Annotated in this window: 22 protein-coding genes; 15 read left to right on the top strand and 7 right to left on the bottom strand. The window is 71.0% G+C overall.

The features are described 5' to 3' along the window. Positions 1 to 96: 96 nt before the first annotated feature. Entirely contained in the window at positions 97 to 693 is a 597-nt protein-coding gene (locus BJY20_RS01780) for a TetR/AcrR family transcriptional regulator (protein ID WP_185989954.1), read from the top strand. A gap of 36 nt (positions 694 to 729) precedes the next feature. Here the strand turns inward: BJY20_RS01780 and BJY20_RS01785 are convergent, their stop codons facing one another. Together BJY20_RS01785 and BJY20_RS01790 are read right to left on the bottom strand one after the other, a co-directional pair. Continuing rightward, the gene (locus tag BJY20_RS01785; protein WP_185989955.1) at positions 730 to 2,286 is read right to left on the bottom strand and encodes a M20/M25/M40 family metallo-hydrolase; all 1,557 of its coding nucleotides are present in this window, start codon (positions 2,284 to 2,286) and stop codon (positions 730 to 732) included. 282 nt (positions 2,287 to 2,568) lie between these two features. Beyond that, on the bottom strand, positions 2,569 to 2,841 hold the full coding sequence (locus tag BJY20_RS01790; protein WP_185989956.1) for a hypothetical protein: 273 nt from the start codon (positions 2,839 to 2,841) through the stop codon (positions 2,569 to 2,571). A gap of 169 nt (positions 2,842 to 3,010) precedes the next feature. Between BJY20_RS01790 and BJY20_RS16245 the strand changes: the two genes are divergently transcribed. The 7 genes from BJY20_RS16245 (at position 3,011) to fahA (ending at position 11,421) form a co-directional block, all read left to right on the top strand. Beyond that, positions 3,011 to 3,136, top strand: a complete 126-nt coding sequence (locus BJY20_RS16245; protein ID WP_281366008.1) for a hypothetical protein — start codon at positions 3,011 to 3,013, stop codon at positions 3,134 to 3,136. A 105-nt stretch (positions 3,137 to 3,241) separates the two neighbouring features. Then, a complete protein-coding gene (locus tag BJY20_RS01795) occupies positions 3,242 to 3,922 on the top strand; it encodes an IclR family transcriptional regulator (protein WP_185989957.1) in 681 nt (226 codons plus the stop codon). A 172-nt stretch (positions 3,923 to 4,094) separates the two neighbouring features. Further along, a complete protein-coding gene (locus BJY20_RS01800) occupies positions 4,095 to 6,428 on the top strand; it encodes a cytochrome P450/oxidoreductase (protein WP_185989958.1) in 2,334 nt (777 codons plus the stop codon). Between the two features lie 55 nt (positions 6,429 to 6,483). Then, positions 6,484 to 8,049 carry a GntP family permease gene (locus tag BJY20_RS01805; RefSeq protein ID WP_185989959.1) on the top strand — a complete coding sequence of 522 codons (1,566 nt, stop codon included), beginning with the start codon at positions 6,484 to 6,486 and terminating at the stop codon, positions 8,047 to 8,049. 41 nt (positions 8,050 to 8,090) lie between these two features. After that, positions 8,091 to 9,311: a homogentisate 1,2-dioxygenase gene (locus BJY20_RS01810; RefSeq protein ID WP_185989960.1), complete on the top strand. Its 1,221-nt coding sequence runs from the start codon at positions 8,091 to 8,093 to the stop codon at positions 9,309 to 9,311. After that, complete coding sequence (locus BJY20_RS01815) at positions 9,308 to 10,144, top strand: hypothetical protein (RefSeq protein ID WP_185989961.1); 837 nt, start codon at positions 9,308 to 9,310, stop codon at positions 10,142 to 10,144. The genes BJY20_RS01810 and BJY20_RS01815 overlap by 4 nt, the downstream gene beginning before the upstream one ends. Before the next feature lie 50 nt (positions 10,145 to 10,194). Continuing rightward, positions 10,195 to 11,421, top strand: coding sequence for a fumarylacetoacetase (gene fahA, locus BJY20_RS01820; RefSeq protein WP_185989962.1), 1,227 nt, complete (start codon positions 10,195 to 10,197; stop codon positions 11,419 to 11,421). Positions 11,422 to 11,439: 18 nt separating this feature from the next. Here the strand turns inward: fahA and BJY20_RS01825 are convergent, their stop codons facing one another. After that, positions 11,440 to 12,810 carry an MFS transporter gene (locus BJY20_RS01825; protein ID WP_185989963.1) on the bottom strand — a complete coding sequence of 457 codons (1,371 nt, stop codon included), beginning with the start codon at positions 12,808 to 12,810 and terminating at the stop codon, positions 11,440 to 11,442. Between the two features lie 80 nt (positions 12,811 to 12,890). Between BJY20_RS01825 and BJY20_RS01830 the strand changes: the two genes are divergently transcribed. After that, on the top strand, positions 12,891 to 14,093 hold the full coding sequence (locus tag BJY20_RS01830) for a Fic family protein (protein ID WP_185989964.1): 1,203 nt from the start codon (positions 12,891 to 12,893) through the stop codon (positions 14,091 to 14,093). A gap of 15 nt (positions 14,094 to 14,108) precedes the next feature. Here the strand turns inward: BJY20_RS01830 and BJY20_RS01835 are convergent, their stop codons facing one another. The 3 genes from BJY20_RS01835 to BJY20_RS16250 all read right to left on the bottom strand — a co-directional run bounded on the left by BJY20_RS01835 (position 14,109) and on the right by BJY20_RS16250 (position 18,355). After that, complete coding sequence (locus tag BJY20_RS01835; protein WP_185989965.1) at positions 14,109 to 15,185, bottom strand: NADH:flavin oxidoreductase; 1,077 nt, start codon at positions 15,183 to 15,185, stop codon at positions 14,109 to 14,111. Positions 15,186 to 15,377: 192 nt separating this feature from the next. Beyond that, entirely contained in the window at positions 15,378 to 15,569 is a 192-nt protein-coding gene (locus tag BJY20_RS01840; protein WP_185989966.1) for a hypothetical protein, read from the bottom strand. A 59-nt stretch (positions 15,570 to 15,628) separates the two neighbouring features. Next, positions 15,629 to 18,355 carry a helix-turn-helix transcriptional regulator gene (locus BJY20_RS16250; protein WP_185989967.1) on the bottom strand — a complete coding sequence of 909 codons (2,727 nt, stop codon included), beginning with the start codon at positions 18,353 to 18,355 and terminating at the stop codon, positions 15,629 to 15,631. Between the two features lie 71 nt (positions 18,356 to 18,426). On the opposite strand from BJY20_RS16250, the gene BJY20_RS01850 reads away from it, so the two are divergent. From BJY20_RS01850 to BJY20_RS01875, 6 genes are all read left to right on the top strand, one after another. Further along, positions 18,427 to 19,197, top strand: coding sequence for an FAD-binding oxidoreductase (locus BJY20_RS01850; protein WP_185989968.1), 771 nt, complete (start codon positions 18,427 to 18,429; stop codon positions 19,195 to 19,197). Positions 19,198 to 19,212: 15 nt separating this feature from the next. Then, the gene (locus tag BJY20_RS01855; RefSeq protein WP_185989969.1) at positions 19,213 to 19,776 is read left to right on the top strand and encodes a cob(I)yrinic acid a,c-diamide adenosyltransferase; all 564 of its coding nucleotides are present in this window, start codon (positions 19,213 to 19,215) and stop codon (positions 19,774 to 19,776) included. Positions 19,777 to 19,917: 141 nt separating this feature from the next. After that, on the top strand, positions 19,918 to 20,757 hold the full coding sequence (locus BJY20_RS01860; protein ID WP_185989970.1) for an urea carboxylase-associated family protein: 840 nt from the start codon (positions 19,918 to 19,920) through the stop codon (positions 20,755 to 20,757). 64 nt (positions 20,758 to 20,821) lie between these two features. Then, entirely contained in the window at positions 20,822 to 22,150 is a 1,329-nt protein-coding gene (locus tag BJY20_RS01865; RefSeq protein ID WP_185989971.1) for an MFS transporter, read from the top strand. A gap of 56 nt (positions 22,151 to 22,206) precedes the next feature. Further along, positions 22,207 to 23,055 carry a tryptophan 2,3-dioxygenase gene (gene kynA / locus BJY20_RS01870; RefSeq protein ID WP_185989972.1) on the top strand — a complete coding sequence of 283 codons (849 nt, stop codon included), beginning with the start codon at positions 22,207 to 22,209 and terminating at the stop codon, positions 23,053 to 23,055. Next, positions 23,052 to 24,272: a kynureninase gene (locus BJY20_RS01875; protein ID WP_185989973.1), complete on the top strand. Its 1,221-nt coding sequence runs from the start codon at positions 23,052 to 23,054 to the stop codon at positions 24,270 to 24,272. Before kynA ends, BJY20_RS01875 begins: the two co-directional genes overlap by 4 nt. Here the strand turns inward: BJY20_RS01875 and BJY20_RS01880 are convergent. After that, positions 24,259 to 25,008, bottom strand: coding sequence for an alpha/beta hydrolase (locus tag BJY20_RS01880; RefSeq protein ID WP_221935214.1), 750 nt, complete (start codon positions 25,006 to 25,008; stop codon positions 24,259 to 24,261). The genes BJY20_RS01875 and BJY20_RS01880 overlap by 14 nt on opposite strands. Positions 25,009 to 25,053 lie beyond the last annotated feature (45 nt).

Below are 25,053 nucleotides of genomic sequence, written 5' to 3' on the forward strand. Positions count from 1 at the left end.
TGTGTACTCTGGTCAGCGCACGACCGGATGTCAAGCGTGACGACACCGGGCCGGACGGCGGGACGACAGGAGCCATGCATGACTCACGAGCACTGCATGACCACGGATTGGCGCAGCTTCGGGCCGGACATGCTCACCCCCGCCCTGCGGGCCGCGTTGGGCGTCTTCGTCCGGGAGGGATACCACGGGACGTCGATCCGCTCGATCGCCGGGGCGGCCGGCCTGTCCGTCCCGGGGCTCTACCACCACCACCGCTCCAAGCAGGCGATCCTCGACGCGATAGTCACGGCGACGATGACCGAGATGCTCGCCCACAGCCACGCTGCCGAGGACGACTCGGACGGCACCGCACGCGGCCGGTTCGACAACCTCGTCGAGGCCCTGGTGCGCTTCCACATGGAGCGTCGGGACCATGCCTTCCTCGCCTCGACCGAGATGCGCAGCATGGATCCCCAGGTGCTGGCTCGGCACATCGCGCAACGTGACGAGCAGCAACGCCTGCTCGAGGCGGCCATCTCCGACGGTGTCGCGGACGGCAGCTTCGTCAGCGCCTACCCCGCCGATGCAGCACGCGCGGTCTCGTCGCTGTGCGTCTCGATCGCCACGTGGTACCGGCCCGACGGTCCCCTGACCGAGGACGAGGTCATCGAGCGACACCTGGACTTCGCCCGTCGGATCGTCGGCGCAGCGTGACGAGCCGTGCCGGGGGCGGTCCGGCACAGCGCTTGATCACTTCGCGAGGAAGCCGGCGAAGACCTCGTACATGAAGTCCGTGCCCTGCTTGAGCGCCTCGACGAAGATGCGCTCGTTGTTGCCGTGCATCCCGATCAGCTGCTCGTTGCTCAGCACGTAGGGGTACACGCCGTAGCCGGGCACCCCCTTCGCCCGCCACGGGTCCAAGCTGGTGCCCGCCTCAAAGAGTGCCGGCGCGAAGGGGGTCCCTTCGTACGTCTTTTCCGTCGCCGACTCCATGGCCCGCCAAAGGTCGGTGTCGAGGTCGGCCGGCGGGGTCGCCCACGTCTCGTCGAGCGACGCGAGCTGCTCCTCCTCGCTCACGCCGTCGGGCACGACGAGTTTGACCTCGACGTCGCGGTCGGCGAGGAGCCCGCGCACCTTCGCGAGGAAGTCGCGCGGCTTCTCCCCACCGGGGATGCCACGGCAGTTCACGCGCACCTCTGCCGAGGACGGGATGACGTTCTCCTTGTAGCCCGCCTCCTCGATGACGAAGGCATGCGTGGTGCGCAGCAGCGCTCGATGCAGATACGGGTAGTCGGAATGCTTGACGACCAGTCGCGCGGCCCGCTCCCGCACCCAGTCGCTCCTCGTGCGGAGCAGCAACCGAATGGCACCGGCGAACCGCCGGTCGTCCGTCGTGTCCTGCACCGCCTCGAAGTACTCACGGGTGACGTCGGTCAGGTGGACCGGCGCCTCCCACTCCCCCAACTCGCTCACGGCGCGGGAGAGCGTGACGACAGCCGTCTCGTCAGGGATCGGCTTCGAGGAGTGGGTGGCCACCCCCTTCGCCGTGATGTCGATGTTGAAGTAGACGTTGTCCTGGCGGGTGGCCGTGATGAGCATCGGCGTCGTGGAGTCGCTCTGCGCGAGGAACCAGCCGCCCTCGGTCAGGACCGACCCGGCGTCGATCTTGTCCCAGTGGTGCTCGGCCAACCACCGCGAGCCATAGGAGCCGGCCTCCTCGTCGCAGTCGGTGAGCACGATGATGTCCCGGTCGAACTCGGCGCCCTCGTCGAGGTGACGGAGCATGGCGCTGATGGACGCCGAGTTGGCGCCCTTCATGTCCAGGGCACCGCGGCCGTAGATCTCGCCGTCGATGACCTTCCCGGCGAAGGGGTCGACGTCCCAGTTGTCCTCCTCCACCGGGACGACGTCCGAGTGACCCAGCAGGAGCAATGGCTCGGCCGAGCCCTTACCGGGGATACGGGCTATGACGTGCACGTTGTCCGGCTGCGGCGTCTCGATGATCTCGACGGGCACGCCGGCGTTCTCCCAGATCGTCTTGAGCCACTCGCCGTGCGCACGGGTCTTGCCGCCCTCGCCGTAGTTCTGCGTGTCGTAGGACAGCATCCGCTTGAGCAGGTCGACCGGGTCCTTGTCGGCTGCCGGGATGGCTGCCCCGGTCAGGCTCGTCGCAGACTGCGAGGGTCGCGCGTAGGCGGTCGCGCCCCCGGCTGCCGTCAAGCCCAGGGCCGCCGCACCGATGCCACCGAGGACAGCCCGTCGCGGCAGTCCTTCCCCGGTGGGCGTGCGTTCGAGCTGGTGATCCATGTCGACTCCTTTGTCTTGTGGGTCCTCCGTACGCTGCTCGCAGCGCCCTTGTCGCACAACGGGGTCCGTGGATCGCTCTCGATGAGCGGTCGCTTGCTGAGGCCGGCGGCAGCACCCTTCCGCTGCACTGGTCAGTCCGTGAAGCGGTACGGGTGAGTAGGTGACCAAGCCGTGACGAAGGGGTCGCAGCCAGCCTCCGTGGGGCTCTCCTCGTGGGCGCAGCTCTCAGGTCGGCGGCTGGTGTGGGATCGCCAGTGGTCGTGAGCCGCGGCCACTGGGCTCTCATTCCCGCAGGGAGCCGATCTCCTCACCTGCGTCCGGGTAGGCCGCCAGCACTTCCTCGATGTCGATGTACTGCGGCAGGTCCTGCGCGTCCTGGTGCTGCAGGAGGTACTGGATCGTCGCCCGGGCCGTGCTCTCGTCCGGGCCGAGCAGTCCGTCGCTGCTGTCCTCGGCCTCGCCGAGCAGCAGGGTGAGCGCGACGGCGCCCTCCCCGGTCTCGACGCTCACCTCGTATTCACCCTCACCCTGCGAGACGACCTCGAAGTCCTGCATGGGCCTCTCCTCTCCTGATCAACTCAGACCACACCCACAGCACGCTGGCGTCAAGAGACCCCCGGGCGGCCGGCACGGATGCCGGCCAAGGTCACCATTTGGTGACGTCCCGCGCGTCTCGACGCTGGGATGCCGCGTACTGCGCGCCACGAGTGACACCGTGGCCGGTATGGCACTTACTGTCGCCCTCGCGGCGGCCGGGATGGTCGCCGGGGCCCTGCTCCCCTTCGCCATGGCGTGGGTGGAGAAGACCCTGATGACCGGCCCGACCCACGTCGACCGTCACTCCGGCTGACGTCCGACTCCCGCCCCGCCGGCACCACCGGCGGGGTACTTGAGCGCCTCCGCCCCGCCGCGTCATCATCGGGGCTGCCGCCGCGCTGCGTAGACTCTCCGGACCATGAGCACCCTGCAGACGCTTGATCGTGGTCTCGAGGCGATCGAGATCATCTCGCAGCGCACCGGCGGCATCTCCCCCGCCGCACTGGCCGACGAGCTCGGTGTGCACCGCGCGGGCGCCTATCGCATCCTGACGACGCTGGAGCACCGACGCCTCGTCGCCAAGGGCAACGACGGCCGCTACCGACTCGGCAGCGGGACGCTCGTCGTCGCCGGTCGCTTCATGAGCCAGTACCGGGCCTCCGCGCAGCCGGTGGTGCAGGACCTCGCCGACCGCAGCGGCTGCACCGCCTTCGTCGCCATCGCCGACCGGTCCGAGTCGATCGCGATCGCCGTCGCCGAGCCGGCCGCGCGCGGCTCGATCGGGATCAGCTACCAGGTCGGCGCCCGTCACCCCCTCGAGCAGGGCGCCGATGGTCTGGCGATCCTCGCCCAACGCCCCGAGCGCGAGAGCGACAGCGAAGCCGTGCGACGCTCCCGCGCACAGGGGTACGCGATCTCCGACGGTGAGGTCCAGCCCGGCGCCGTCGGCGTCGCCATCGGAACCGGCGAGGCCTCCTCCGGGTCCGACGTCGAGGCCTCGATCGGTGTCATCCGGCTCGGCCTGCCCGGGGACCTGGACATCGACCGACTGCTGCCCCTCGTCCACGATGCACGAGCATCCGTGGCGCGCCTGTACTGAGGGACCGCCGGCGTCGGGGCTCCCGCAGACCTCTCCGCACCGCCACCATCGTGGCTCGTCGCCATCGCGCCACCCCGCTCACGTCAAAACCACTCTTGACCCTCGATGTGGGCTGCACTACTTTGTGCGGAGTCCGCACACAACTGTGCGTTGTCCGCACAAGGGAGTGTTCATGTCCACCGCCTGCCCCGTCTCTCGTGGAGCCGCCGAGTTCGACCCCTTCGGCGACGGCTACCAACAGGACCCGCCGGCCTACGTCGAGTGGTCACGTGAGTCGGAGCCGGTCTTCTACAGCCCGAAGCTCGACTACTGGGTCGTCACGCGCTACGAGGACATCAAGGCGATCTTCCGCGACAACGTCACCTTCTCCCCGTCGGTCGCGCTGGAGAAGATCACGCCGACGAGCCAGGCGGCCAACGACGTCCTGGCCTCCTACGACTACGGCATGAACCGCACGCTGGTGAACGAGGACGAGCCGGCCCACATGGAGCGCCGCCGCGCGCTGATGGAGCCCTTCTCCCCCGAGCACCTGGCCCACCACGAGCCGATGGTCCGCGCCCTCGTGCGCGAGTACGTCGACGCCTTCATCGACGACGGCCGCGCGGACCTGGTCAACCAGATGTTCTGGGAGATCCCGCTGACCGTGGCGCTGGAGTTCCTCGGCGTCCCCGATGACGACAAGCCGAAGCTGCGTGAGTACTCCGTCGCCCACACCGTCAACACGTGGGGCCGGCCGGAGCCGGAGGAGCAGGTCGCCGTCGCCCATGCCGTCGGCAACTTCTGGCAGTACGCGGGCGGGGTCCTGGAGCGGATGCGCGAGCGGCCCGAGGACCACGGGTGGATGCAGTACGGCATCCGCACGCAGCGCGAGCTGCCGGAGGTCGTCACCGACTCCTACCTGCACTCGATGATGATGGCCGGCATCGTCGCCGCCCACGAGACGACGGCCAACGGCATCGCCAACGCCGTGAAGCTGCTGCTGGAGAACCGCGCCATCTGGGACCAGATCTGCGCCGAGCCCTCCCTCATCCCCAACGCCGTCGAGGAGTGCCTGCGGCACAACGGGTCGCAGGCCGCGTGGCGCCGCATCACGACCGCACCGACCCGGATCGGCGGCGTCGCCGTCCCCGAGGGCGCGCGCATCCTCATGGTCTCCTCCTCCGGCAACCACGACCCGCGCCGCTTCGAGGACCCCGAGCTGGTGGACGTGCGCCGCGACGACGCCGCCGACCACCTCACCTTCGGCTACGGCGCACACCAGTGCCTGGGCAAGAACCTCGCTCGCATGGAGATGCAGATCTTCCTCGAGGAGCTCACCGGCCGCCTGCCGCACATGCGCCTGGCCGAGCAGGACTTCACCTACGTGCCCAACACCTCCTTCCGCGGGCCGGAGCACCTGTGGGTCGAGTGGGACCCCGCGGCCAACCCCGAGCGCACGCAACCCTCGATCCTCCAGCCGCGGGTCGAGGTCAACATCGGTGAGCCCACCACGGCCCACCACAGCCGTCCGATGCGGGTGGAGAGCGTCGTCGACGCCGCCGACGGCGTCCGGCACATCACCCTCAGCAGCGCTGACGGCACCGCCCTGCCGGCCTTCACCCCCGGCTCGCACATCGACGTCGAGTGCGGCGACAGCGGGATCGTGCGCCAGTACTCGCTGTGCGGTCTCCCGCCGGCACCGGTCCAGCCCGCGGGTTGCCCGGTCCCGCACATCCCGCGCCCGCAGCGCTACGAGATCGCCGTCCTGCGTGAGGAGGAGTCCCGTGGCGGCTCGTCCTGGGTGCACGACCACGTGCGCGAAGGGGAGATCCTCACCGTCCGCGGACCGCGCAACCACTTCCGCCTGCCCGAGCGTGCCCAGCGCTACGTCTTCGTCGCCGGCGGCATCGGCATCACCCCGATCCGGGCGATGGCCGCGCAGGCGGCTCGCGAGGACGTGCCCTACGAGATCCACTACCTCGGTCGCGAGCGCGCCGGTATGGCCTTCGCCCACGAGCTGCTGGCCGAGCACGACGACCGGCTCTCGGTCCACTGCTCCGGCGAGGGCCCCCGCGCGGACCTGCTGCAACTGATGGCCGACAACGCGCAGGACGGCCGCGCCGGCCGAGTGCACGTCTACGCGTGCGGCCCGCAGCGGATGATCGACGACCTCAGCGCCGCCAGCGCCGACTGGCCCGAGGAGAGCGTGGTCTTCGAGCACTTCTCCTCCACCCTCGGCGAGCTCGACCCGGAGGTCGAGCACGAGTTCACCGTGCACCTGGCGGACTCGGACACCGACCTGGTCGTCCCCCGCGACCGCACCCTCCTGCAGACCCTGCGGGATGCCGGACGGCAGATTCCCTCCAACTGCCAGGAGGGCCTGTGCGGCACCTGCGAGGTGCCCGTCCTCGACGGAGAGGTCGACCACCGCGACGTCGTCCTGACCGGGTCCGAGCGTCGCGAGGGCGACCGGATGATGTCGTGCTGCTCCCGCGCGGTCGGCGACCGGATCGTCCTCGGGCTCTGACCCCCTTCGCCACCACCCCTGCCCGCCGCCCCCAACCAGACACCAAAGGCAGCCGATGACGCTTGCACTCCTGGGAATCCTGCTCTCGCTGGGCCTCCTGATCACCCTCGCCTATCGCGGTCACTCGGTGATCGCCGTCGCCCCCGTCGCCGCCTCCATCGCGGTGATCATGTCCGGCGCACCACTGCTGGCCAGCTACACACAGATCTTCATGCCGGCGTTGGGTTCGTTCCTGATCGCCTTCTTCCCGCTCTTCCTCGTCGGCGCGATCTTCGGTCGGCTGATGACGATCAGCGGCTACGCACAGGACCTGGCCCGGTGGATCTCCGGGATCCTCGGCCCCCGGTTCGCCATCCTCGTCACGGTCCTGGCCACTGCGCTGCTGACCTACGGCGGCGTCAGCGCCTGGGTGGTCGTCTTCACGATCTTCCCGATCGGGATGGCGCTCTTCGAGGAGGCGGACATCCCCAGGCGACTGATGCCCGCTGCCATCGCCCTGGGCATCTTCACCTTCGCCACGGCAGCGCTGCCGGGGTCCCCGCAGATCCACAACACCATCCCGACGAAGTTCTTCGGCACCAACACCTTCGCCGCACCCGGCCTCGGCCTGCTCGCCGCCGTCCTCGTCTTCGGCCTGGGCATGCTGTGGCTCGAGCACCGGCAACGCCAGCTCGCCCACGCAGGCGAGTCCTTCTGGGACCCCACCCATGCGGAGCTCAAGCAGTCCCGGCGCGGCAACATCACCAGCGGACCTGACACGGGGGGCGCAAGCACCTCCCTGCCGGCCGCCGACTCCGGGGGCGGCCCCGTCAGCAGCGGCACGCAGGGCGGGCGCGGCCCGGCCGTGGCCACCCGTGAGATGACGACCACGTCCGCCACGACGGTCACGACCGGGCAGACCACTGCCACTCGCCCGAGCGCGAGCGCCGGCCTGATCGGTCTGAGCCCGATCCTGGCGATCGTCGCGGTCAACGCGCTGTGCACCTACCTGCTCTTCCCGGCGATGGACTTCGGCTACCTCGCCGACGAGAAGTTCGGTGCGACCTCCATCGACGCCCTCACCGGCATCTGGTCGGTGACCGTCGCGATGCTCGCCGGGATCGTCCTGGTCTTCCTCATGCGCATCGGGTCCTTCTCCGAGTATGTCGACGGGCTGTCCGACGGTGCCAAGAACGCCGTGCTGCCGGTCTTCAACACCGCCAGCGAGGTCGGCTACGGCGCGGTCATCGCGTCCCTGGCCGTCTTCGTGGCGATCCGCGACAACATCTTCGGCATCAGCGACAACCCGCTCATCGTCGCGGCCGCCTCCACCTCGGGCATCTCCGGACTGACCGGGTCCGCCTCCGGTGGGTTGACGATCACCCTGCAGACCTTCGGAACCGACCTGGCCCAGATGGCGACCGACCAGGGCATCTCGATGGGCCTGATGCACCGGGTGACGGCGATGGCCTCGATCGGATTCGACTCGCTGCCGCACAACGGCGCGATCATCACCCTGCTGCTCGTGACCGGACTGTCACACCGGGAGTCCTACAAGGACATCTTCGTCGTCACTGTCCTCGTCCCCCTCGCCGGCCTGCTCACCGTCATCGGTCTCGGCATGGCCGTAGGCTCGTTCTGATGACGCGCCGTTCCCGCACCCATCACCAGGAGGACTGACTCATGGCCCACTACCGCCAGATCGGACCGGTGCCCCAGCAACGGCACACCCTCTTCAAGGACGAGGACGGCTCGATCCTCTCCGAGGAGCTGATGGGTGAGGAGGGTTTCTCCTCCGACTCCTCGCTGCTCTACCACCGGCACATCCCCTCGGCGATCGTCGGGGCGCGCGAGTGGGTGCTGCCGGACCAGTCGCTGGTGGCGAACCAGCCGCTGCTGCCCCGCCACCTGAAGCTGCACGATCTCTTCACCGACGAGGAGGCCGCAGCGACCGATGCGGTCACCGGCCGCCGGCTCGTGCTGGGCAACGGCGACGTGCGCATCTCCTACGCGGTTGTCGGGGCGACCTCGCCGCTGTACAAGAACGCGATCGGCGACGAGTGCGTCTACGTCGAGCGGGGGTCGGCGCTGGTGGAGACCCAGTTCGGTGCGCTCGAGGCCGCCGAGGGTGACTACGTGATCATCCCCCGCGCCACGATCCACCGCTGGGTGCTGCGCGAGGGCGAGACCGCGCGCCTGTACGTCATCGAGGCCAACAGCCACATCGCCCCGCCGAAGCGCTACCTCTCCCGCTACGGCCAGTTCCTGGAGCACTCGCCCTACTGCGAGCGGGACCTGCACGGCCCGACCGAGCCGCTGCTGCGCCAGGAGAGCGACGTCGACGTCTACATCAAGCACCGCGGCCGGGGCGAAGGGGGCATCGCCGGCACCGTGCACACGGTGCCCGACCACCCCTTCGACGTCGTCGGGTGGGACGGGTGCCTCTACCCGTACACCTTCAACATCCGCGACTACATGCCGATCACCGGCAAGGTGCACCAGCCGCCGCCCGTCCACCAGGTCTTCGAGGGCAACAACTTCGTCATCTGCAACTTCCTGCCGCGCAAGGTCGACTACCACGAGCTGGCCGTGCCGGTGCCGTACTACCACTCCAACGTCGACTCCGACGAGATCATGTTCTACGTCGACGGCGACTACGAGGCACGCAAGGGCTCGGGCATCGGCAAGGGCTCGATCTCGATCCACCCCGGCGGGCACAACCACGGCCCCCAACCGGGCGCGGTCGAGGCCGCGCTGGGCGTGGAGTACTTCGACGAGACCGCGGTCATGGTCGACACCTTCCGCCCGCTCGACCTCGGCCCGGCCGCCCGCGCGACCGACGACGGCAAGTACGCCTCCTCGTGGTCCGGGGGCCGTTGGCTGGGCGGACGGACCGACGCATGAGCAGCAGCGTCCCCGAGCAGTTCCTGCGCTTCTTCGACGACGCGGCGACCTTCCCGCCGGGGCTGGCTCCCGTCGAGCAGGCGGTGGCCGACCACGTGGAGCGACGGTCTTTCCGCAACGTCGCGGCGGTGGGGCCGGCCGTGCTCGCCCTGGCCGACCTGCAGCGGGCCCGGGAGATCGCCGACGCCTTCGACCTGACGAGCGCTCCCGTCGAGGTCTCCGTCGTCACCCCGGCCGGCGCCCTCGAGGAAGCGCTGGCGGCCGTCGGCGAGGTGCGACCACAGCTGCAGGTCGTGACGATCGAGCTGAAGACCGACCCGGGCGACCGCGAGGTGATGGCCGAGCAGATCACCGAAGCCGCTGCGGTGCAAGGTATCCCGATCTTCGTCGAGCTGACCGCGGCGCAGGTGGCCGACGGCGCCCTCGACCTGCTCGTCGACACCGGGCTGGCGCTGAAGTACCGCACCGGTGGGATCGAGGCGCACCTCTTCCCAACCCCGCAGGAGCTCGGTGACGTGCTCGTGAAGGCGGTCGCGGCCGGCGTGCCGTTCAAGCTGACCGCCGGGCTGCACGAGGCGATCCGGTACACGAACTCCGAGACCGGCTTCCACCACCACGGCTTCCTCAACATCGCGTTGGCCACCCAGGCGGCGCGCGCCCACGAGAGCGCCGAGCGCGTCGCCGCGTGGCTCGCGGAGACCGACCCGGACGTCCTCGCGACGGCTGCGGCCGACTCGGACGGCTCGTGGCGCGAGTCCTTCCGCTCCTTCGGCACCTGCAGCGTCGGCGAGCCCGCCGACAGCCTGCGCCGACTCGACCTCTTCCCGGCCTGACCCGACCACCACTGACCTGACCTGACCTGACCACGAACCAGGAGCATCAATTGACCACCGCTGCAGCGCGATTCGGCACGACCGGATTCGGCGCAGAGAACCTGCCCTATGCCTCCTTCTCCGTCGCCGGGGGTGACCGCCGCCTGGGTGTGCGCCTGGGCGACCAGGTCATCGCGATCGCCGCGCTCGCCGCGCAGGTCGGGACCCCCCGGCTCGACGACGCGGCCCGTGATGCGGTCTCCGGGCCGGACCTGGACGCACTGCTCGCCGCGGGCCACACGGCCTGGCAGCCGCTGCGCACCTGGCTGCAGGAGGTCGTGACCACCGACGGGCTCGACACCGCGGTGGAGTCCGCCGCCACCCCGGTGGCCGACGTGCAGCTGCACCTGCCCTTCACCGTCGCCGACTACGTCGACTACTACGCCTCGGAGCACCACGCGTCCAACATCGGGCAGATGTTCCGCCCCGACGAGGACCCGCTGAAGCCCAACTGGAAGCACCTGCCCGTCGGGTACCACGGCCGCGCCGGCACGGTCATCGCCTCCGGCACCGACATCCCCCGCCCGAAGGGCCTGCGCCCGGACCCCTCGGGCACCCCGAGCTTCGGCGCCTCGCGCCGGTTGGACATCGAGGCCGAGCTGGGCTTCGTCGTCGGTGGGTCCGCGCCCGAGGGTGAGGTGACCGTGGCGCGCGCCGGTGCCGAGCACCTCTTCGGCGTCGTGCTCTTCAACGACTGGTCCGCCCGCGACATCCAGGCCTACGAGTACGTGCCGCTCGGCCCGTACCTGGGCAAGTCCTTCGCCTCGTCCATCTCCATGTGGGTCGTGCCCTTCGACGCGCTGACCGACGCCCGCGTCGAGCCGCCCACCCGCGACCACGAACTCACGGCCTACCTCGACGACAGCGTCGACGGCCCGTGGGGCCTGGACATCACGATGGAGGTCGAGATCGACGGCCAGGTCGTCTCCAACCCACCGGCACGGACCCTGTACTGGACCGCACCCCAGATGGTCGCGCACATGAGCGTCAACGGAGCGAGCCTGCGCCCGGGCGACTTCTTCGGCTCCGGCACCGTGTCCGGGACCGAGGTCGACCAGCGCGGGTCCTTCATCGAGCTGTCCTGGGGTGGCAAGGAGCCACTGACGCTCGACAACGGCCACGAGCAGACCTTCCTCACCGACGGCCAGACCGTCACCCTGCGCGGCACCGCCCCCGGGGCCAACGGGTCGGTCATCGACTTCGGCGAGTGCGTGGGCACGATCACTCCCGCGACCTGAGCCCCCTCCACGTCGGTGTCACCACCGGCCGATGCCCCCTCGCACCCGCAGTGCCAGCCACGTGGTGAGCACGACCGTCAGCGTGCCCACGCCGCAGGCGACGAGGAGGGCGCGGACGAAGCCGGCCTCACCCCCTTCGCCGCCGAAGGTCAGGACGGTGACGGCCAGGGCGGAGCCGACGGAGAAGCCGAGGTAGCGCACGACCATCGTGAAGGCGATGGCACTGCCGGTCTCCGAGCGCGGGACCGAGCCGACGAGCAGGCCCGGGATGCCGGCGAAGCTCAGGCCGCTGCCGATGCCGGCGATCGCCATCGCGAGCAGCAGCTGCCAGACGCGCTCGTGGGCGATGACCAGCAGGACGAAGGCGGAGAGGTACGTCGCCGCGCCCAGCGGCAGCAGCATCGTCCCGGGGACCCACGGCACGAGCCGTTGGCTCAGGCGGCTGCCGACGACACTGGCGAGGGCATAGGGCACGAGCAGCAGACCGGCCGCGCTGGCGCCGTGGCCCATCCCCCACACCGGGTCCTGCACGACGATGACGACGAGCGGGAAGAGCATGTAGACGCCCACGCCCAGCAGCATCGAGGTCACGTGCGTCAGCAGCGGGACCGGCCGACTGGCGAGGGTGACGTCGACCAGGGGGTGGGCCACGCGGCGGCTCCACCACACCCAGGCGGCGCACGCCGCGGCGCCGACGGCAGCCAGGAGCGCGACCCGCCCGATCGGGAGCGTCGACACCTCGGCCAGCGCGACGAGGATCGCCGTCGTCCCGCCCGCGAGGAGGGCGGTCCCCCACCAGTCGACCGTGGTGCCCGCTGTGTCCGGGTTCGGCGGGAGGGTGAGCAGCGCCAGCACCAGGGTGGCCGCGCACAGGGCGGTGCCAACGCCGAAGGCGACCCGGATCCCCCACAGGTCGGCCATGGTGGCGGCGATCGGGTACCCCAGGCCCGCGCCGGCGACGGTGGTGACGGACAGGATCGCGATGGCGCCCGCCCGTCGCTGCTGCGGGAGTGCCTCGCGCGCGATGGCGATGGCGACCGGGGTGAGGCCATAGCCCAGCCCCTGCAGGGTGCGGCCGGTGAGGAAGGCGCCGAAACCGAGCGGGAGGGCGCACAGCAGGCCCCCCAGCGTCGCCCCACCCAGGCCCAGGACCACGGCGCGCATGCGGTCACGGCCGGCGGACATCCGCCCGATGATCGGGGTCGCGACGGCGCCGGCCAGCATCGTCAGGGTCAGCGACCACTGGGCCGCCGTGAGTGGGACGTCGAAGTCATGCGCGATGCCGGGCACGAGCGGGGCGCCGAGGCTGCCGGCGACCGCGGTGATGGTCGTCAGCAGGACGAGGGTGGTGAAGAGCAGTCGGCTGGGGCTGCTCCGGTCCGTCGTCACGCTGGTCAGTGTCTCAGGCGGATGATGCTGTGCACTGCTAACATCAGTGGATTGCACTTCACTTATGTTAGATGTGAATCATGACTGCAGACACCGGATCGTGGGCCGTGGGCTGGGAGTCGCTGCCGTGGCATCGCGATCCCACGCGGCCGCTCTCCCGGAGCCAGCGCGCGCGAGTCCGCTCCACGTATGAGGCCGCGATCCCGAGCACCATCGCCTCACAGGAGCTCACGATCGATCCTGACGTCCTCGCGCAGGCGGATGACGCACGGGCGGAGATCTCCCGCTTCGACGCGGACCTGTCGAGGATGCTGCCCGGTACCGAGTTGGCCCCCCTGAGCGCAGTCCTGCTACGCACGGAGTCCGCCTCGTCCTCCCAGATCGAGCAGGTCACGGCGGGCGCCCGTGCTCTGGCGATGGGCACCCTGGACCTGGCCAAGCCGGGCAGCAACGCACAACTCGTCACTGCCAACGTCGCCGCGATGACCAGCGCGATCGACCTGGCCGACTCGGTCAACCCGTCATCCGTGCTGGCTATCCATGCCGCTCTCATGCACGGTCAGAGGCACGCGAATCCGGGAGCGCTACGAACCGAGCAGGTGTGGATCGGTGGCACGAGCATCTCGCCGCACGGGGCGGAGTTCGTACCGCCGCAGCATCCACGGGTCAGCACCGCGATGGACGACCTGTGCGACTTCGTCGCTCGCACCGACGTCCCCCTGCTGGCCCAGTGCGCCATCGCCCATGCGCAATTCGAGACGATCCACCCCTTCAGCGACGGCAACGGTCGCGTCGGTCGCGCACTCGTGCACACCATGCTGCAGCAGGCCGGCGCCACGACCCGCGCGACGGTGCCGATCTCGGCAGGGCTGCTGACGGACACCGCGGCCTACTTCGCGGCACTGACTGCCTACCGGGACGGAGACATCAACCCGATCATCGCCCGCTTCGTCGAGGCCACCTTCCTGGCCATCGGCAACGGACGACTCCTGGCACAGCAGCTCGTGGAGATCCACGACGCGTGGTCCGCGTCGATCCGTGCGCGCCGCACTGCCACGATCTGGCACGTCCTGCCACTGCTGCTCAGCCAGCCGGTAGTCACCTCGGCCCACGTCCAACACGTGGCCGGGGTGTCGCAGCCCGCCGCCGACCAGATCATCGCGCGCCTGCGCGAGGCCGGCATACTGACGAAGGCCTCCGCAGGACAGCGCTACGTGACGTGGGTGGCGACTGACGTCACTGGGGCACTGGACGACTTCGCCGAGCGCGCGCGTCGGGGTTGACGTTCCCGAAAGCCCTCACGCCACGAAGTCGGGCCACCCGGCGTCGAGGTAGTCGATGAAGTCCTCCCCCACGCGCTCGAAGCGCAGGTGGTCCCGGGTCACCGGCAGCCCTGCCATGGCAAAGCCGGAGTCGTCGGCCGCCCGGCGGGGGAAGTCGTGGTGCACGATCGCCGCGCGCCCCAGGTCGACGAAGTCCGCGCCGTGCTCCATGCACCAGCGCGCCTGCTCGGCGGTGCGGATCGCGCCGGCGACCCCGAGTCGCGTGGCGCCGCGGTGCACGGAGGTGAACTGGTCGATCAGGAGGGATCCCCCGTCGTCCACTCTCGCGAAGGCGTCCCACAGCGACATGTCAACGTAGTCGACGAGGCCGGAGTCGAGGACCCACTGCGCAACGGTCACGCCCTCCTCGAGGACGACACCGTTTCCCCGCGGAGTCAGGCGCACCCCGACCTGGAAGTCGGCGCGGGTGCCCTCCCGCACCCCGCGCAGCACCTCGAAGAGCGCCCGCGAGCGGCCCTCGAGCGAGCCGCCGTAGCCATCGGTACGGTCGTTGTGGCGCCCGTCGAGGAACTGCGTGAGCAGGTAGCCGTGCGCGCCGTGCACCTCGACCCCGTCGAAGCCCGCCCGCTCGGCACGCTGGGCGGCGACGACGAACCCCTCGACCGCCTCCTGCACCTCGGCGGTGGTCAGTGCCCGGGTGTTCTTCTCCGGGTCGTCCCACGGTGCGACGTTCGGCCCGCCGTGCACGTGCGGGTCGGCCCGACGACCGGCGTGGTGCAGCTGTACCGAGGACACGCTCCCGCTCGCCCGGATCCCGTCGGCCAGACGGGTCAGTCCCGGCAGGTGCCGCTCGTCACTGATCCCGAGCTGGCCGGCCCAGGCCTGTCCTGCCGGCGCGACGTAGGTGGCGCAGGTCATCGTCAGGCCGAATCCCCCTTCGGCCCGGGCCACCAGCCAGTGGTACTCGTCCTCGGAGAGGGTGCCGTCCGGGTTGCTCTGGGTGTTGGTCAGCGGGGCCAGGGCGAAGCGATTGGTCCAGGACGGCCCGTGGGCCAGGTCGAGCCCGTCGTGCGGGTCGCAGGTGGAGGTCATGGGTCCATCCTCGCAAGGAGGGAAATACGAGCACAATCAACCATGTCGGACCCTCGCCACGGGACATGCGAGGGGGCCCGGTCCTTACCGGACCGGGCCCCTTCCCTCCCCCCGGAGCTGTGCCCCGTCGACAGTGATCGACGATAGGGCGGCGACGTCGACTCCCCCTCAGTGGACGACTACTGGTTTCGCCTACACCGGACCGTCGACGTCGCCCCCGAGCTTCCCCTGCGCCACCAGCAGCAGCGCGGGGATCGACGCCACGGGCACCCCCAGGGCCACGGCGATGATGACGTCCTCGTACCCGGCGCGGCGCAGCCGGAGAGCAACGCCGTGCGCCGGCGACATCTCGTCGACCCGTCTCTCCCACTCGCTGCTGGACATGGCCTCACCCCAGCACGACCGGGGGCATGACCACCTCAGTAGTGCGCCACTGGGACGGATCAGGACGGGGGCAGGTACCGCACGAGGTCGGACCGGGAGGCGATCCCCAGCTTCGCGAAGACCTGGTAGAGGTGCGACTCGACCGTGCGCACCGAGACCACGAGTTGCTGCGCGATGGCGGCATTGCTCAGGCCGGTCGCAGCCAGGCGCGCCACCTCCTGCTCGCGTCGGCTCAGCTCGATGATCGGCTCCTGCGGGGCCAGCGTCTGGCCGACCCCACCGTCGATCTGCCGGGCCAGCACCTGGGCGCGGCCGGCCATCCGTCGTGCCCCGTCACCCGACCCGACGGCACGGTGGGCGCGTGCTGCCTGGGTGGCGGCCTCGACCGCCAGCGGAACCAGCCCACGCTCGGCAAAGCGCTCGGCCACCTGCTCCAGCCCCTGTCGGTCACCGGTGCGCATCGCGTCCGCGTGGTCGGCGAGCAGGGACGGGTACTCGCACTCGGCGCGATCGGCGATCCGACGAAGGGAGGTGGTCACCTCCCCGCCGCGCTCACCCAAGCGGCAGGCCAGGTGGAGCAACCCGGCCCGGCTCAGCTCCAGCTGGGGATACTGCTGCGCCCCGGCGAGTGCGATCGCGGCAGCGGCCGTGCGGTCACCCTCGGCGACCTTCAGCCACACGTCCGCCATGACGGCGTCGCCCGCCTGCCCGGCCGGCCCCGACCCCCGCCGCGCCACCCGGGCCTCGTCCCGCCGCCGTCGCGCCCGCTCGGGCTGGTGGCTGAGCGCTGCCGTCTGACTGAGCAGGGTCAGCGCCCAGGACAGCGACTCCCCCAGGTCGACCGTGCGGAAGTCCTCGACGGCGTCCAGGAGCACGGCCCGGGCCTGCGCGAGCCGGCCGACGTGCAGGAGGCAGCGGCCCAGCGCCAGGCACGCCAGTCCGCGGTTGACCACGTCGGGGCTGTCGGACATCGCCGCGTGGACCGCGGTGACCCCCGGGAGCACGTCCGTCATGCGGCCGTCCAGCATGCCGCTGAAAGCCGCCTGGAGGTCTGCCTCGGCCCCGGCCCCCGAGGCCCGGGCAGTGGCGCCGACGGGGAACTGACGAAGCCGGTCCCACACCTGCGCTCCTCGCTGGTGCAGCCCGAGCTGGCCCAGCGCCTGCCCGGCGATCTCCAGCACCATCAGCCGATGCAGCGCGGGGAGGTCCGAACGCTCCAGCAGCGGCTCGACGATGGCCAGCGCCTCGCGCGGGCGTCCTCGGCCGATGGCGACGCTGGCCCGGTAGGGCGCCAGCCGCTCGGCGCGACTCGTCGTGCGGTCACCACCCATCGTGGGGCCGACCGTGGCGCCGATGCGGTCCAGCAGGGCCTCGACGTCCTCGACGTGACCGAGGCCGAAGTACTTCGCCCGGAACCGCACCTCGATGTAGTCGTCGACCAGTTGTGGGTCGCGGCTGGCGAGCACGGCGTCCTCGACCTGCGTCAGCAGGGGAAGGGCCTCCTCGGCCCGGTTGCGGCCCACCAGTGCCCGCCCGAGCTCGATGACGGCCGGGGCGCGCCCGGCGGGGTCCGCGTCCCCGGCCTCGAGTGCGGCCCGCGCCAGCCGTGCCGCCAGTGGGTGCGCGAAGACCTGGTTGGCCCGGCTCGCCGCGTCCAGCAACGTCTCCCGGCTCTGCTCGCGACCGGCCTCCAGGCGCCAGGTCACCACCCGCACCAGCGAGGCCTCCGCATCCCGGGAGTCGGCCGCGTCGAAGGCCTCCGCCAGGTCGCCCACGAGCCGACGTCGTCCGATCGTGCCGATCCGGGCCACCAACACCTCGCCGTAGAGCGGGTGGCCCAGGCGCAGGACCCCACGACCATCCGAGTCGTCCACGCTCACCAGGCCGATCTCCTCCAGCGAGGAGAGCACCTCCGTGGCGGCGATGACCTCCGCCACGGTCAGCGGCAGGGGCTCCCCGACGGCGACCGCCGCCAGGGCGTGCCGCTGGACCGGGTCCAGGGTCTCGAGCCGGGCCCACACCGCGTCCACCAGGCGGGGCGCGAGCACGACCTCCTCGTCCCACATCCACGCCCCGTCCCGGGTCTGCAGGGAGCCTCGCTCGGCCGCGGCCATGACCAGCTCGCGGGCGTAGAGCACGTTGCCGCCGCTGACCTTGGTCAGACGTGCGACCGTGCGGGCGCTGACCGGAGCACCCAGCGACCGGCGGATCAGGTCACCCATCTCCGTCGTCGACAGGGGCTGCAGGTCCACCCGCAGCGCCAGGTCCTCCTTCCACAACGCGGTGACCGGGTCCGGGACGCTCTCCCCGCGCCGCACCGTGACCACCGGCGTCGCAACACCGTCCAGGCTCAGCTGCAGCAGCAGGGCGGCGGTGGCCTGGTCCAGGTGGTGCGCGTCGTCGACGAGCACCACCGTCTTGCGTCCCGCGGCCCGCATCTGCGCTGAGAACGAGCTGTGCCATCCGTTGGTGTCCGGCTGGTCGGCCACCCCCTCGGGCAGCAGGTGCAGGACCGCGCCGTAGGGCGTGCGCGAGGCCGCACGGGTGGCGATGACCGAGGACGTCGGCAATCCCTGGGCCTGCGCCCACCAGCGCACCTCGCGCAGCAGGCGGGTCTTCCCGACGCCGGCGGGCGCCACCACGACCGCCCCCCGGGGCCCGGCCGGTTCGTGCGGGGTCTCCTCCAACAGCGCTGTGATCAGGTCCAACTCGGCGTCACGGCTGGTGAAGGGCCACTCGCCTCGCAGGGCACGCGCAAGTTGTGACCCTGCCTCATGCTGCGTCATAGCACCACTTCCCGGACCATTTGCCACCACCCAGCCTAGTGCTGCTCGGCATCTGGTCGTACGGTCAGGACATGCCCCTTGCCCCGCTGCCCGACGAGGACGTCGAGTTCGCCCTGACCGGACGTCGGTGGTGCACACCGGTCGTCGCGGGGCTGACCCTGCAGCCGCTCGAGGCTCGCATCAACTTCGTGCCCGGGCAGTACGTGCTGCTGCAGGACCAGGAGCGTCGGGTCCCGGTGCGTTCCTACTCCGTCGCGAATGCCCCGCGCGAGGACGCCACCCTGGATGTCCTGGTCACCGCCGTCCCGGACGGACCGACGAGCACGTGGCTGGCGCGCGACGCCGCGGTCGGCGACCGGCTGCTCGTCTCCGGCCCGTACGGCACCTTCGTCGCTGACCCCGACCACGCCGGGCCCACGTTGTACCTCGCCGGCGGCTCCGGCCTCGCGCCGGCGCTGTCCCTGGTCGAGGCGGCCGTCGCGCGCGGCGCGACCCAGGACCCCGATCCGGCGCGACGACACACACTGCTCTTCTGCGGACGCACGCATCAGGACGTCATCCACCACGAGCGGCTGACCCGGCTGGCGGCCGAGCAGCCCGGCCTGGACTACGTGCGCACCCTCACCCGTGTCGCCGACGGCGGTGCGCCGGCCCCGCTGGGCCGGGTGCCGGCGGTCCTCCCCTCGCTCGTCGAGGACCTGAGCGAGCACGCCGTGTACGTCTCCGGCGCACCGGGTTTCGTCGATGCCTGCACCCGAGCCGCCCAGGATCTCGGGGCACGGCCGGGACGGTTGCACACCGAGGAGTTCTACGCCGAGCCGATCCCGTGGCACGGCGACTGACACGAAGGGGGAACGATGAGCGGCGACGCATCGCGCATCTACACCAAGACCGGCGACGACGGCACGACCGGACGGCTCTTCGGCGGCCGGGTCGGCAAGGACGACCCACTGGTCCAGGCCTGCGGTGACATCGACGAGGCCGTCGGCGCCCTCGGCATCGCCCGCGCCGAGCTCGAGCCGGGGACGGACCTGGCGGAGCTGACCCTGGCGAACCAGCGGCGGCTCTTCGTCGTCGCCGCCGACCTCATGGCCAACCCGCACGCCCGCGACCGGCTCGAGCCGGGCACCTCCCTCGTCGACGCCGACCTCGTCGGGGCCGTCGAGGCGGACATCGACACCCTCGTCGAGCAGCACCCGCTCAAGCCCGTCTTCATCGTGCCGGGGGCGACGCGCGCCTCGGCCGCCTTCGACCTCGCCCGCGGCGTCGTGCGCCGCGCCGAGCGCCACGCCGTGGCCGCCGCCCGCGCCGGCCAGGCGGTGTCCGACCCGGTGCTGCTGACGCTGAACCGGATGAGCGACCTGGTCTACGTGCTCGCCCGGGCCAGTGCCGGCGACGCGGAGGCACCCAGCCACGAGTAGGTGGCTTCGAGACGGTCGCGGAGCGACCTCCTCAGCCACCGGTTGGTTGAGGTGCGAGCGTGCCAGCCTCGAAACCACCGGTTGGTTGAGGTGCGAGCGTGCCAGCCTCGAAACCAAGCCGACGTGGGCCACGATGGGTGCATGAGCCTCACCGATGCTGCCTACCAGTGCGAGCCCGGCGGTCCCCTCGACGTCGACCGTGACCTCTACGGCCGGATCGGGGCGATGACCCATGGGCGTGAGCTCGTCGACTCCTTCGTCGTCCCGATCCGCAGCGGCCGGGCGTGGGAGGTGCCGGCCGGCCACGTCTGCCGGATCGTCACCATCGAGGGTCCGCAGGTGGCCGACCTGAACCTGTGGAACCGCCATGACCCCCGCGAGCGACTGTGGGCCTCGCGCACCCGGCAGCTGCAGTCGGCGCACGTGTCGACCTTCGACCGACTCTGGTCGACGCTGCCCTTCCTGCGTCCGCTCGTGACGATCACCGGGGACTCCCTGCAGGACTACGGCGTCGACGACGAAGGGGGGCGCGTCCACGACCTGCTGGGCACCCGGTGCGATCCGTACGTCAACCAGATGCTGAATGACGTGCCCTTCGACTACCACTGCCACTCCAACCTCACCCGGGCCGTGCGGCCCTGGCACCTGACCGAGTTCGACGTGCACGACGTGCTCAACGTCTTCCAGTGCACGGGGCTGAACGAGCGCGACGAGTACTTCATGAAGACCTGCCCGGCGAGCAAGGGCGACTACTTCGAGTTCTTCGCCGAGATCGACGTCCTGGCCGCGCTGTCCACGTGCCCCGGCGGTGACCTGTCCGTGCCGATGTTCGGTCCGCACGCCGGTGACGCCGAGTCGGTCTGCCGGCCGCTGGGCATCGAGGTCTACTCGGTCCCGGACGAGGCGCTGGCCGGCTGGCAGCCGCCGCAGCGGGCGGCCTACGCCCAGGACCACGGCATGGCTGCGCAGCCCTGGCGCTGAGCCGCCACGCCCCCTCTACCGCGCGGTGTCCGCGGGGAGTGACACCGTGCGGGATACTCCCCACGTGAGCACCACCGAGCGGATCCACCAGCGTCTGATCCGGCGCGACGCCGAGGCCGAGCAGGCCCTGCCGGAGGCCGTGCGCCGCAATGTCCCCCGCAACAGTCTGCGGCTGGTCCTGGCCAATGCGCTGCAGTCCTCGGGCGACCAGACGATCAACGCCTCGACCGTCCTGCCCTGGCTCTTCCACGTCCTGGGCGTGCCCCCGGCCCTCACGGGCGTGCTCGTGCCCATCCGCGAGTCCGGATCGATGCTCCCCCAGGCGCTGCTGACCCCGCTGATCCTGCGGGTGCGCCGCCGCAAGCACGTCTTCGTCGCGGGCGCGCTCGTGCAGTCCGCGTCGGTTGCGGTCATCGCAGGGACCGCGGCGCTCGGCCACGGGCTCAGCGCCGGCGTGGTCATCATCGTCGCCCTGGCCGTCTTCTCCCTCGGGCGCTGCCTGTGCTCGATCTCCTCCAAGGACGTGCAGGGCCGCACCGTGCCGAAGGGGGAACGCGGCCAGATCAACGGCCTCGCCACGACCGCCTCCGGGTTCGTCGCGATCACCCTCGGCCTCGGGGTGCGCAGCGTCGGCGGCGGCGATGTCGAGGCGTCCCAGCTGGCCTGGCTGCTCGCGGCGGGTGCGCTGCTGTGGACACTCGTCGCGGCGGTGTACATCACCATCCGCGAACCCGCCGACGACAGCGACGCACCGGCGCTCCACGGCACGGACGACGAGCCGAACTGGTTCGTCCAGACCTTCTCGATGCTGCGCCGCGACAAGGCCTTCCGCACCTTCGTCACCGTACGCAGCTTCCTGCTCGTCTCGGCGCTGAGCCCGCCCTTCATCGTCCTGCTGTCGGTGCGCTCCGGCACGGAAGGCCTCGGCGGGCTGGGGGGTTTCATCCTCGCCTCGGGTGTGGCGGCCCTGCTCGGCGGGCGTATCTTCGGCCGTCTGGCCGACCGTTCCAGCAAGCGGTTGATGGCCGGCGGAGCGGCCCTCGCCTCGATGATCATCATCGTGCTCGTGCTGGCCGTCACCGTCCTGGACATCGCCGACGGGTCGCTGCTGGCCTACGTGCTCTTCGTCGGCAGCTACTTCCTGCTCACCCTGACCCACACCGGCGTCCGCGTGGGCCGCAAGACCTACATCGTCGACATGGCCGACGGCGACCAGCGCACCACCTACGTCGCGGTGTCCAACTCCGCGATGGGTCTGGTCCTGCTCGTGGTCGGCGCCCTCAGCTCCGCCCTGGCGACCCTCGGCATCATCTGGGCGCTGCTCTTCCTCGCCGCCCTCGGCCTCCTGGGGGTCGTTGCCTCCGCTCGCCTGCCGGAGGTCTCCCGGGGCTAGACCGCACTGCGCCCGCCCGTAGGCTTGGGCACCCGACGACGGCGAAGGAGCCAAGGATGAGCGGCAACACCCGGGACATCGAGGAGGGCGTCCACCAGGACTTCCGCGAGGAGATGTCCTACAGCTCCTACCTGGCCCTCGACACCCTGCTCGACGCGCAACGCCCGATCAGCGTCCCGGAGCACCACGACGAGATGCTCTTCATCATCCAGCACCAGACCTCCGAGCTGTGGCTCAAGCTCGTCCTGCACGAGACCCGCTCGGCCATGGCGCTGCTCGCGGCCGACGAGATGCGCATGGCGCTGAAGCGGGTCGCCCGGGTGAAGCACATCCAGCGCACCCTGACCGACCAGTGGTCGGTGCTGGCCACGCTGACACCCAACGAGTACCAGGAGCTGCGCCCGCACCTGGGCCACGCCTCGGGCTTCCAGTCCTGGCAGTACCGCGCCGTCGAGTTCGCCCTGGGCAACAAGCACCCCGGCATGCTCCGGGTCTTCGCCGACGACCCGGATGCCCAGGCCGTACTCGCCGAGCTGCTTGCGGCGCCGAGTCTCTACGACGAGTTCCTGAGGTGCCTGGCGCGCCGCGGCTACGCGATCCCCGAGCGGGTGCTCACCCGTGACGTCACCCGCGCCCACGAGCTCGACCCGGAGCTGACTGCCCTCTTCTCCCACATCTACGAGTACGCCGAGGACAACTGGGACGTCTACGAGGCCTGCGAGGAGCTGGTCGACCTCGAGGACAACTTCCAGCTGTGGCGCTTCCGCCACCTGAAGACGGTCCAGCGCATCATCGGCATGAAGCGGGGCACCGGCGGCAGCTCCGGCGTCGGCTTCCTGCAGAAGGCCCTCGACCTGACCTTCTTCCCCGAGCTGTTCGCGCTGCGCACGCAGGTCGGGGCATGAGCACCCTGCGCTCCCGTGCCGCGCAGCTGGACGCCGCCGACCCGCTGGCTGCCTGCCGGGAGGAGTTCCTGCCGGCCGAGGGCCTGGTCGCCTATCTCGACGGCAACTCGCTCGGGCGCCCCCTTCGCGCCACCGCGCAGCGGCTCGAGCGCCTCGTGCGCCACGACTGGGGCACCCGGCTCATCCGCTCGTGGGACGAGCAGTGGATGGAGCTGCCGCTGCGCCTGGGCGACCGGATCGGGCAGGTCTGCCTCGGTGCGGCCCCCGGCCAGAGCGTCGTCGGCGACTCGACGACGGTGATGCTCTACAAGCTGCTGCGGGCGGCCGTCACCGCCGCTGGACCGCAGCGCCCGCAGATCGTCCTCGACACGGAGAACTTCCCCACCGACCGCTATGTCGCCGAGGGCATCGCTGCCGAGACCGGAGCCGAGCTGGTCTGGCTGGAGCCGGACCCGGCGAAGGGGGTCACCCCCGACGTCGTCGCCGGCGCCCTCACCGAGCGCACCGGGGTGGTCCTCCTCTCGCACGTCGCGTACAAGTCGGCCTGGGTCGCCGACCTGCCGGCGATCACCGCCCTCGTCCACGGCGCGGGCGCGCTCGTCCTGTGGGACCTGTGCCACTCGGTCGGGGTGCTCCCGAGCGACCTCGACGCCCACGACGTCGACCTCGCCGTGGGCTGCAGCTACAAGTTCCTCGGCGGCGGCCCGGGGGCACCCGCGTTCGGGTACGTCGCCGAGCGCCACCAGGAGCAGCTGAGCCAACCCATCCAGGGGTGGATGGGTCACGCCGAGCCCTTCGTCATGGGACCGGGGTACCGGGCCGGCACGGGCATGCGTGCCTTCATCTCCGGGACGCCGTCGGTGCTCGGGATGGCCGGCATCGAGGACACCGTCGACCTCATCGAGCGCGTCGGCCTGGACCGGGTGCACACCAAGGCGAGCGCGCTGGGGCGGTTCGTCATCGACAGTGTCGACGAGATCCTGGCCGACCACGGGGTGCGGGTGGTCTCGCCACGCGAGGACGATCGTCGCGGCGCGCACGTGACGATCGGGCACCCGCGCTTCCGTGAGGTCACCCGCGAGCTGTGGTCGCAGGACGTCATCCCCGACTTCCGTGAGCCCGACGGGATCCGGCTCGGGCTGTCGCCGCTGAGCACCTCCTACGCCGAGGTCGCCGAGGCGCTCGTGGCGATCGAGGGCCTGCTCAGCCGCGGATGACCTCCAGGACCGCCGGCCAGTGCCGGCTGGTCGGGTCGATGAGGTCGAAGTGGTGCGCTCCCGCCAGCACGGTGCTGCGCGCCCCGAAGCCCTGCGTCTGGGCGAGCGGGACGGTCGTGTCGGCGTCCCCGTGCACGAGGTGGAGCTGCCCGGCGATCTCGGGGCGGGAGGCCAGCAAGCGCGTCGGGTCGAGCGGCCCGTAGACCCCGGGTCCATCGCCCGGGGCGACTCCCAGCCAGTCACGGACCGCGTCATCACCGAGGTGCTGTGTCAACGCGGCATCGAGGTCGGCCACCGGCGCCAGGGCGAGCGCGCGCACCGGAGGCAGGCCGGGAGTCAGCGCCCGCCACAGCGCGAGCGTCGCCCCTGCGGAGTGCCCGACCCAGGCAGCCACCTCGACGCCGGCGGCCCGCAAGTGCTCATCGAGCGCGGTGAGGTCCTCGATGGTGGCGAAGGGGGCTCCCGGCACCCGGCGGTACTCGGCGAGCACCACCTGCCACCCGGACTGCGCGAGGGCCCGCGCCTGCGGGCGGGCGTGCACCCGGTCGATCTCGGGTCGGAAGTAGCCGCCGTGGATGAGCACCAGGACGGGTGCGCCCGGTCGGCCGACGGTCTCGAAGAGCTGATCCGCCTGCGGGCCGTAGCTGGTGGTGGGGCCGGCGGGACCCGCCGACCCATCCCGCAGCAGACGGGTCAGGGCATCGTGCTCTCCCACGGCGACGGAGTTCCCCTTCATCCGTCCAGTGTCCCCGACCCGCTGCCCATGACGCGATGCCGGACG

The organism is Janibacter cremeus (assembly GCF_013409205.1).
Classification (GTDB): domain Bacteria; phylum Actinomycetota; class Actinomycetes; order Actinomycetales; family Dermatophilaceae; genus Janibacter; species Janibacter cremeus.

What these genes read in the sequence shown, in the direction of transcription:
- BJY20_RS01800 (WP_185989958.1), top strand. Translation starts at nt 4,095, where the DNA reads ATGTCCACCGCCTGCCCCGTCTCTCGTGGAGCCGCCGAGTTCGACCCC.
- BJY20_RS16245 (WP_281366008.1), top strand. Translation starts at nt 3,011, where the DNA reads ATGGCACTTACTGTCGCCCTCGCGGCGGCCGGGATGGTCGCCGGGGCC.
- BJY20_RS01790 (WP_185989956.1), bottom strand. Translation starts at nt 2,841, where the DNA reads ATGCAGGACTTCGAGGTCGTCTCGCAGGGTGAGGGTGAATACGAGGTG.
- BJY20_RS01855 (WP_185989969.1), top strand. Translation starts at nt 19,213, where the DNA reads ATGAGCGGCGACGCATCGCGCATCTACACCAAGACCGGCGACGACGGC.
- BJY20_RS01835 (WP_185989965.1), bottom strand. Translation starts at nt 15,185, where the DNA reads ATGACCTCCACCTGCGACCCGCACGACGGGCTCGACCTGGCCCACGGG.
- BJY20_RS01860 (WP_185989970.1), top strand. Translation starts at nt 19,918, where the DNA reads ATGAGCCTCACCGATGCTGCCTACCAGTGCGAGCCCGGCGGTCCCCTC.
- BJY20_RS01795 (WP_185989957.1), top strand. Translation starts at nt 3,242, where the DNA reads ATGAGCACCCTGCAGACGCTTGATCGTGGTCTCGAGGCGATCGAGATC.
- BJY20_RS01805 (WP_185989959.1), top strand. Translation starts at nt 6,484, where the DNA reads ATGACGCTTGCACTCCTGGGAATCCTGCTCTCGCTGGGCCTCCTGATC.
- BJY20_RS01785 (WP_185989955.1), bottom strand. Translation starts at nt 2,286, where the DNA reads ATGGATCACCAGCTCGAACGCACGCCCACCGGGGAAGGACTGCCGCGA.
- kynA (WP_185989972.1), top strand. Translation starts at nt 22,207, where the DNA reads ATGAGCGGCAACACCCGGGACATCGAGGAGGGCGTCCACCAGGACTTC.
- BJY20_RS01780 (WP_185989954.1), top strand. Translation starts at nt 97, where the DNA reads ATGACCACGGATTGGCGCAGCTTCGGGCCGGACATGCTCACCCCCGCC.
- BJY20_RS01875 (WP_185989973.1), top strand. Translation starts at nt 23,052, where the DNA reads ATGAGCACCCTGCGCTCCCGTGCCGCGCAGCTGGACGCCGCCGACCCG.
- BJY20_RS01815 (WP_185989961.1), top strand. Translation starts at nt 9,308, where the DNA reads ATGAGCAGCAGCGTCCCCGAGCAGTTCCTGCGCTTCTTCGACGACGCG.
- BJY20_RS01830 (WP_185989964.1), top strand. Translation starts at nt 12,891, where the DNA reads ATGACTGCAGACACCGGATCGTGGGCCGTGGGCTGGGAGTCGCTGCCG.
- BJY20_RS01840 (WP_185989966.1), bottom strand. Translation starts at nt 15,569, where the DNA reads ATGTCCAGCAGCGAGTGGGAGAGACGGGTCGACGAGATGTCGCCGGCG.
- BJY20_RS16250 (WP_185989967.1), bottom strand. Translation starts at nt 18,355, where the DNA reads ATGACGCAGCATGAGGCAGGGTCACAACTTGCGCGTGCCCTGCGAGGC.
- BJY20_RS01880 (WP_221935214.1), bottom strand. Translation starts at nt 25,008, where the DNA reads ATGAAGGGGAACTCCGTCGCCGTGGGAGAGCACGATGCCCTGACCCGT.
- BJY20_RS01810 (WP_185989960.1), top strand. Translation starts at nt 8,091, where the DNA reads ATGGCCCACTACCGCCAGATCGGACCGGTGCCCCAGCAACGGCACACC.
- BJY20_RS01850 (WP_185989968.1), top strand. Translation starts at nt 18,427, where the DNA reads ATGCCCCTTGCCCCGCTGCCCGACGAGGACGTCGAGTTCGCCCTGACC.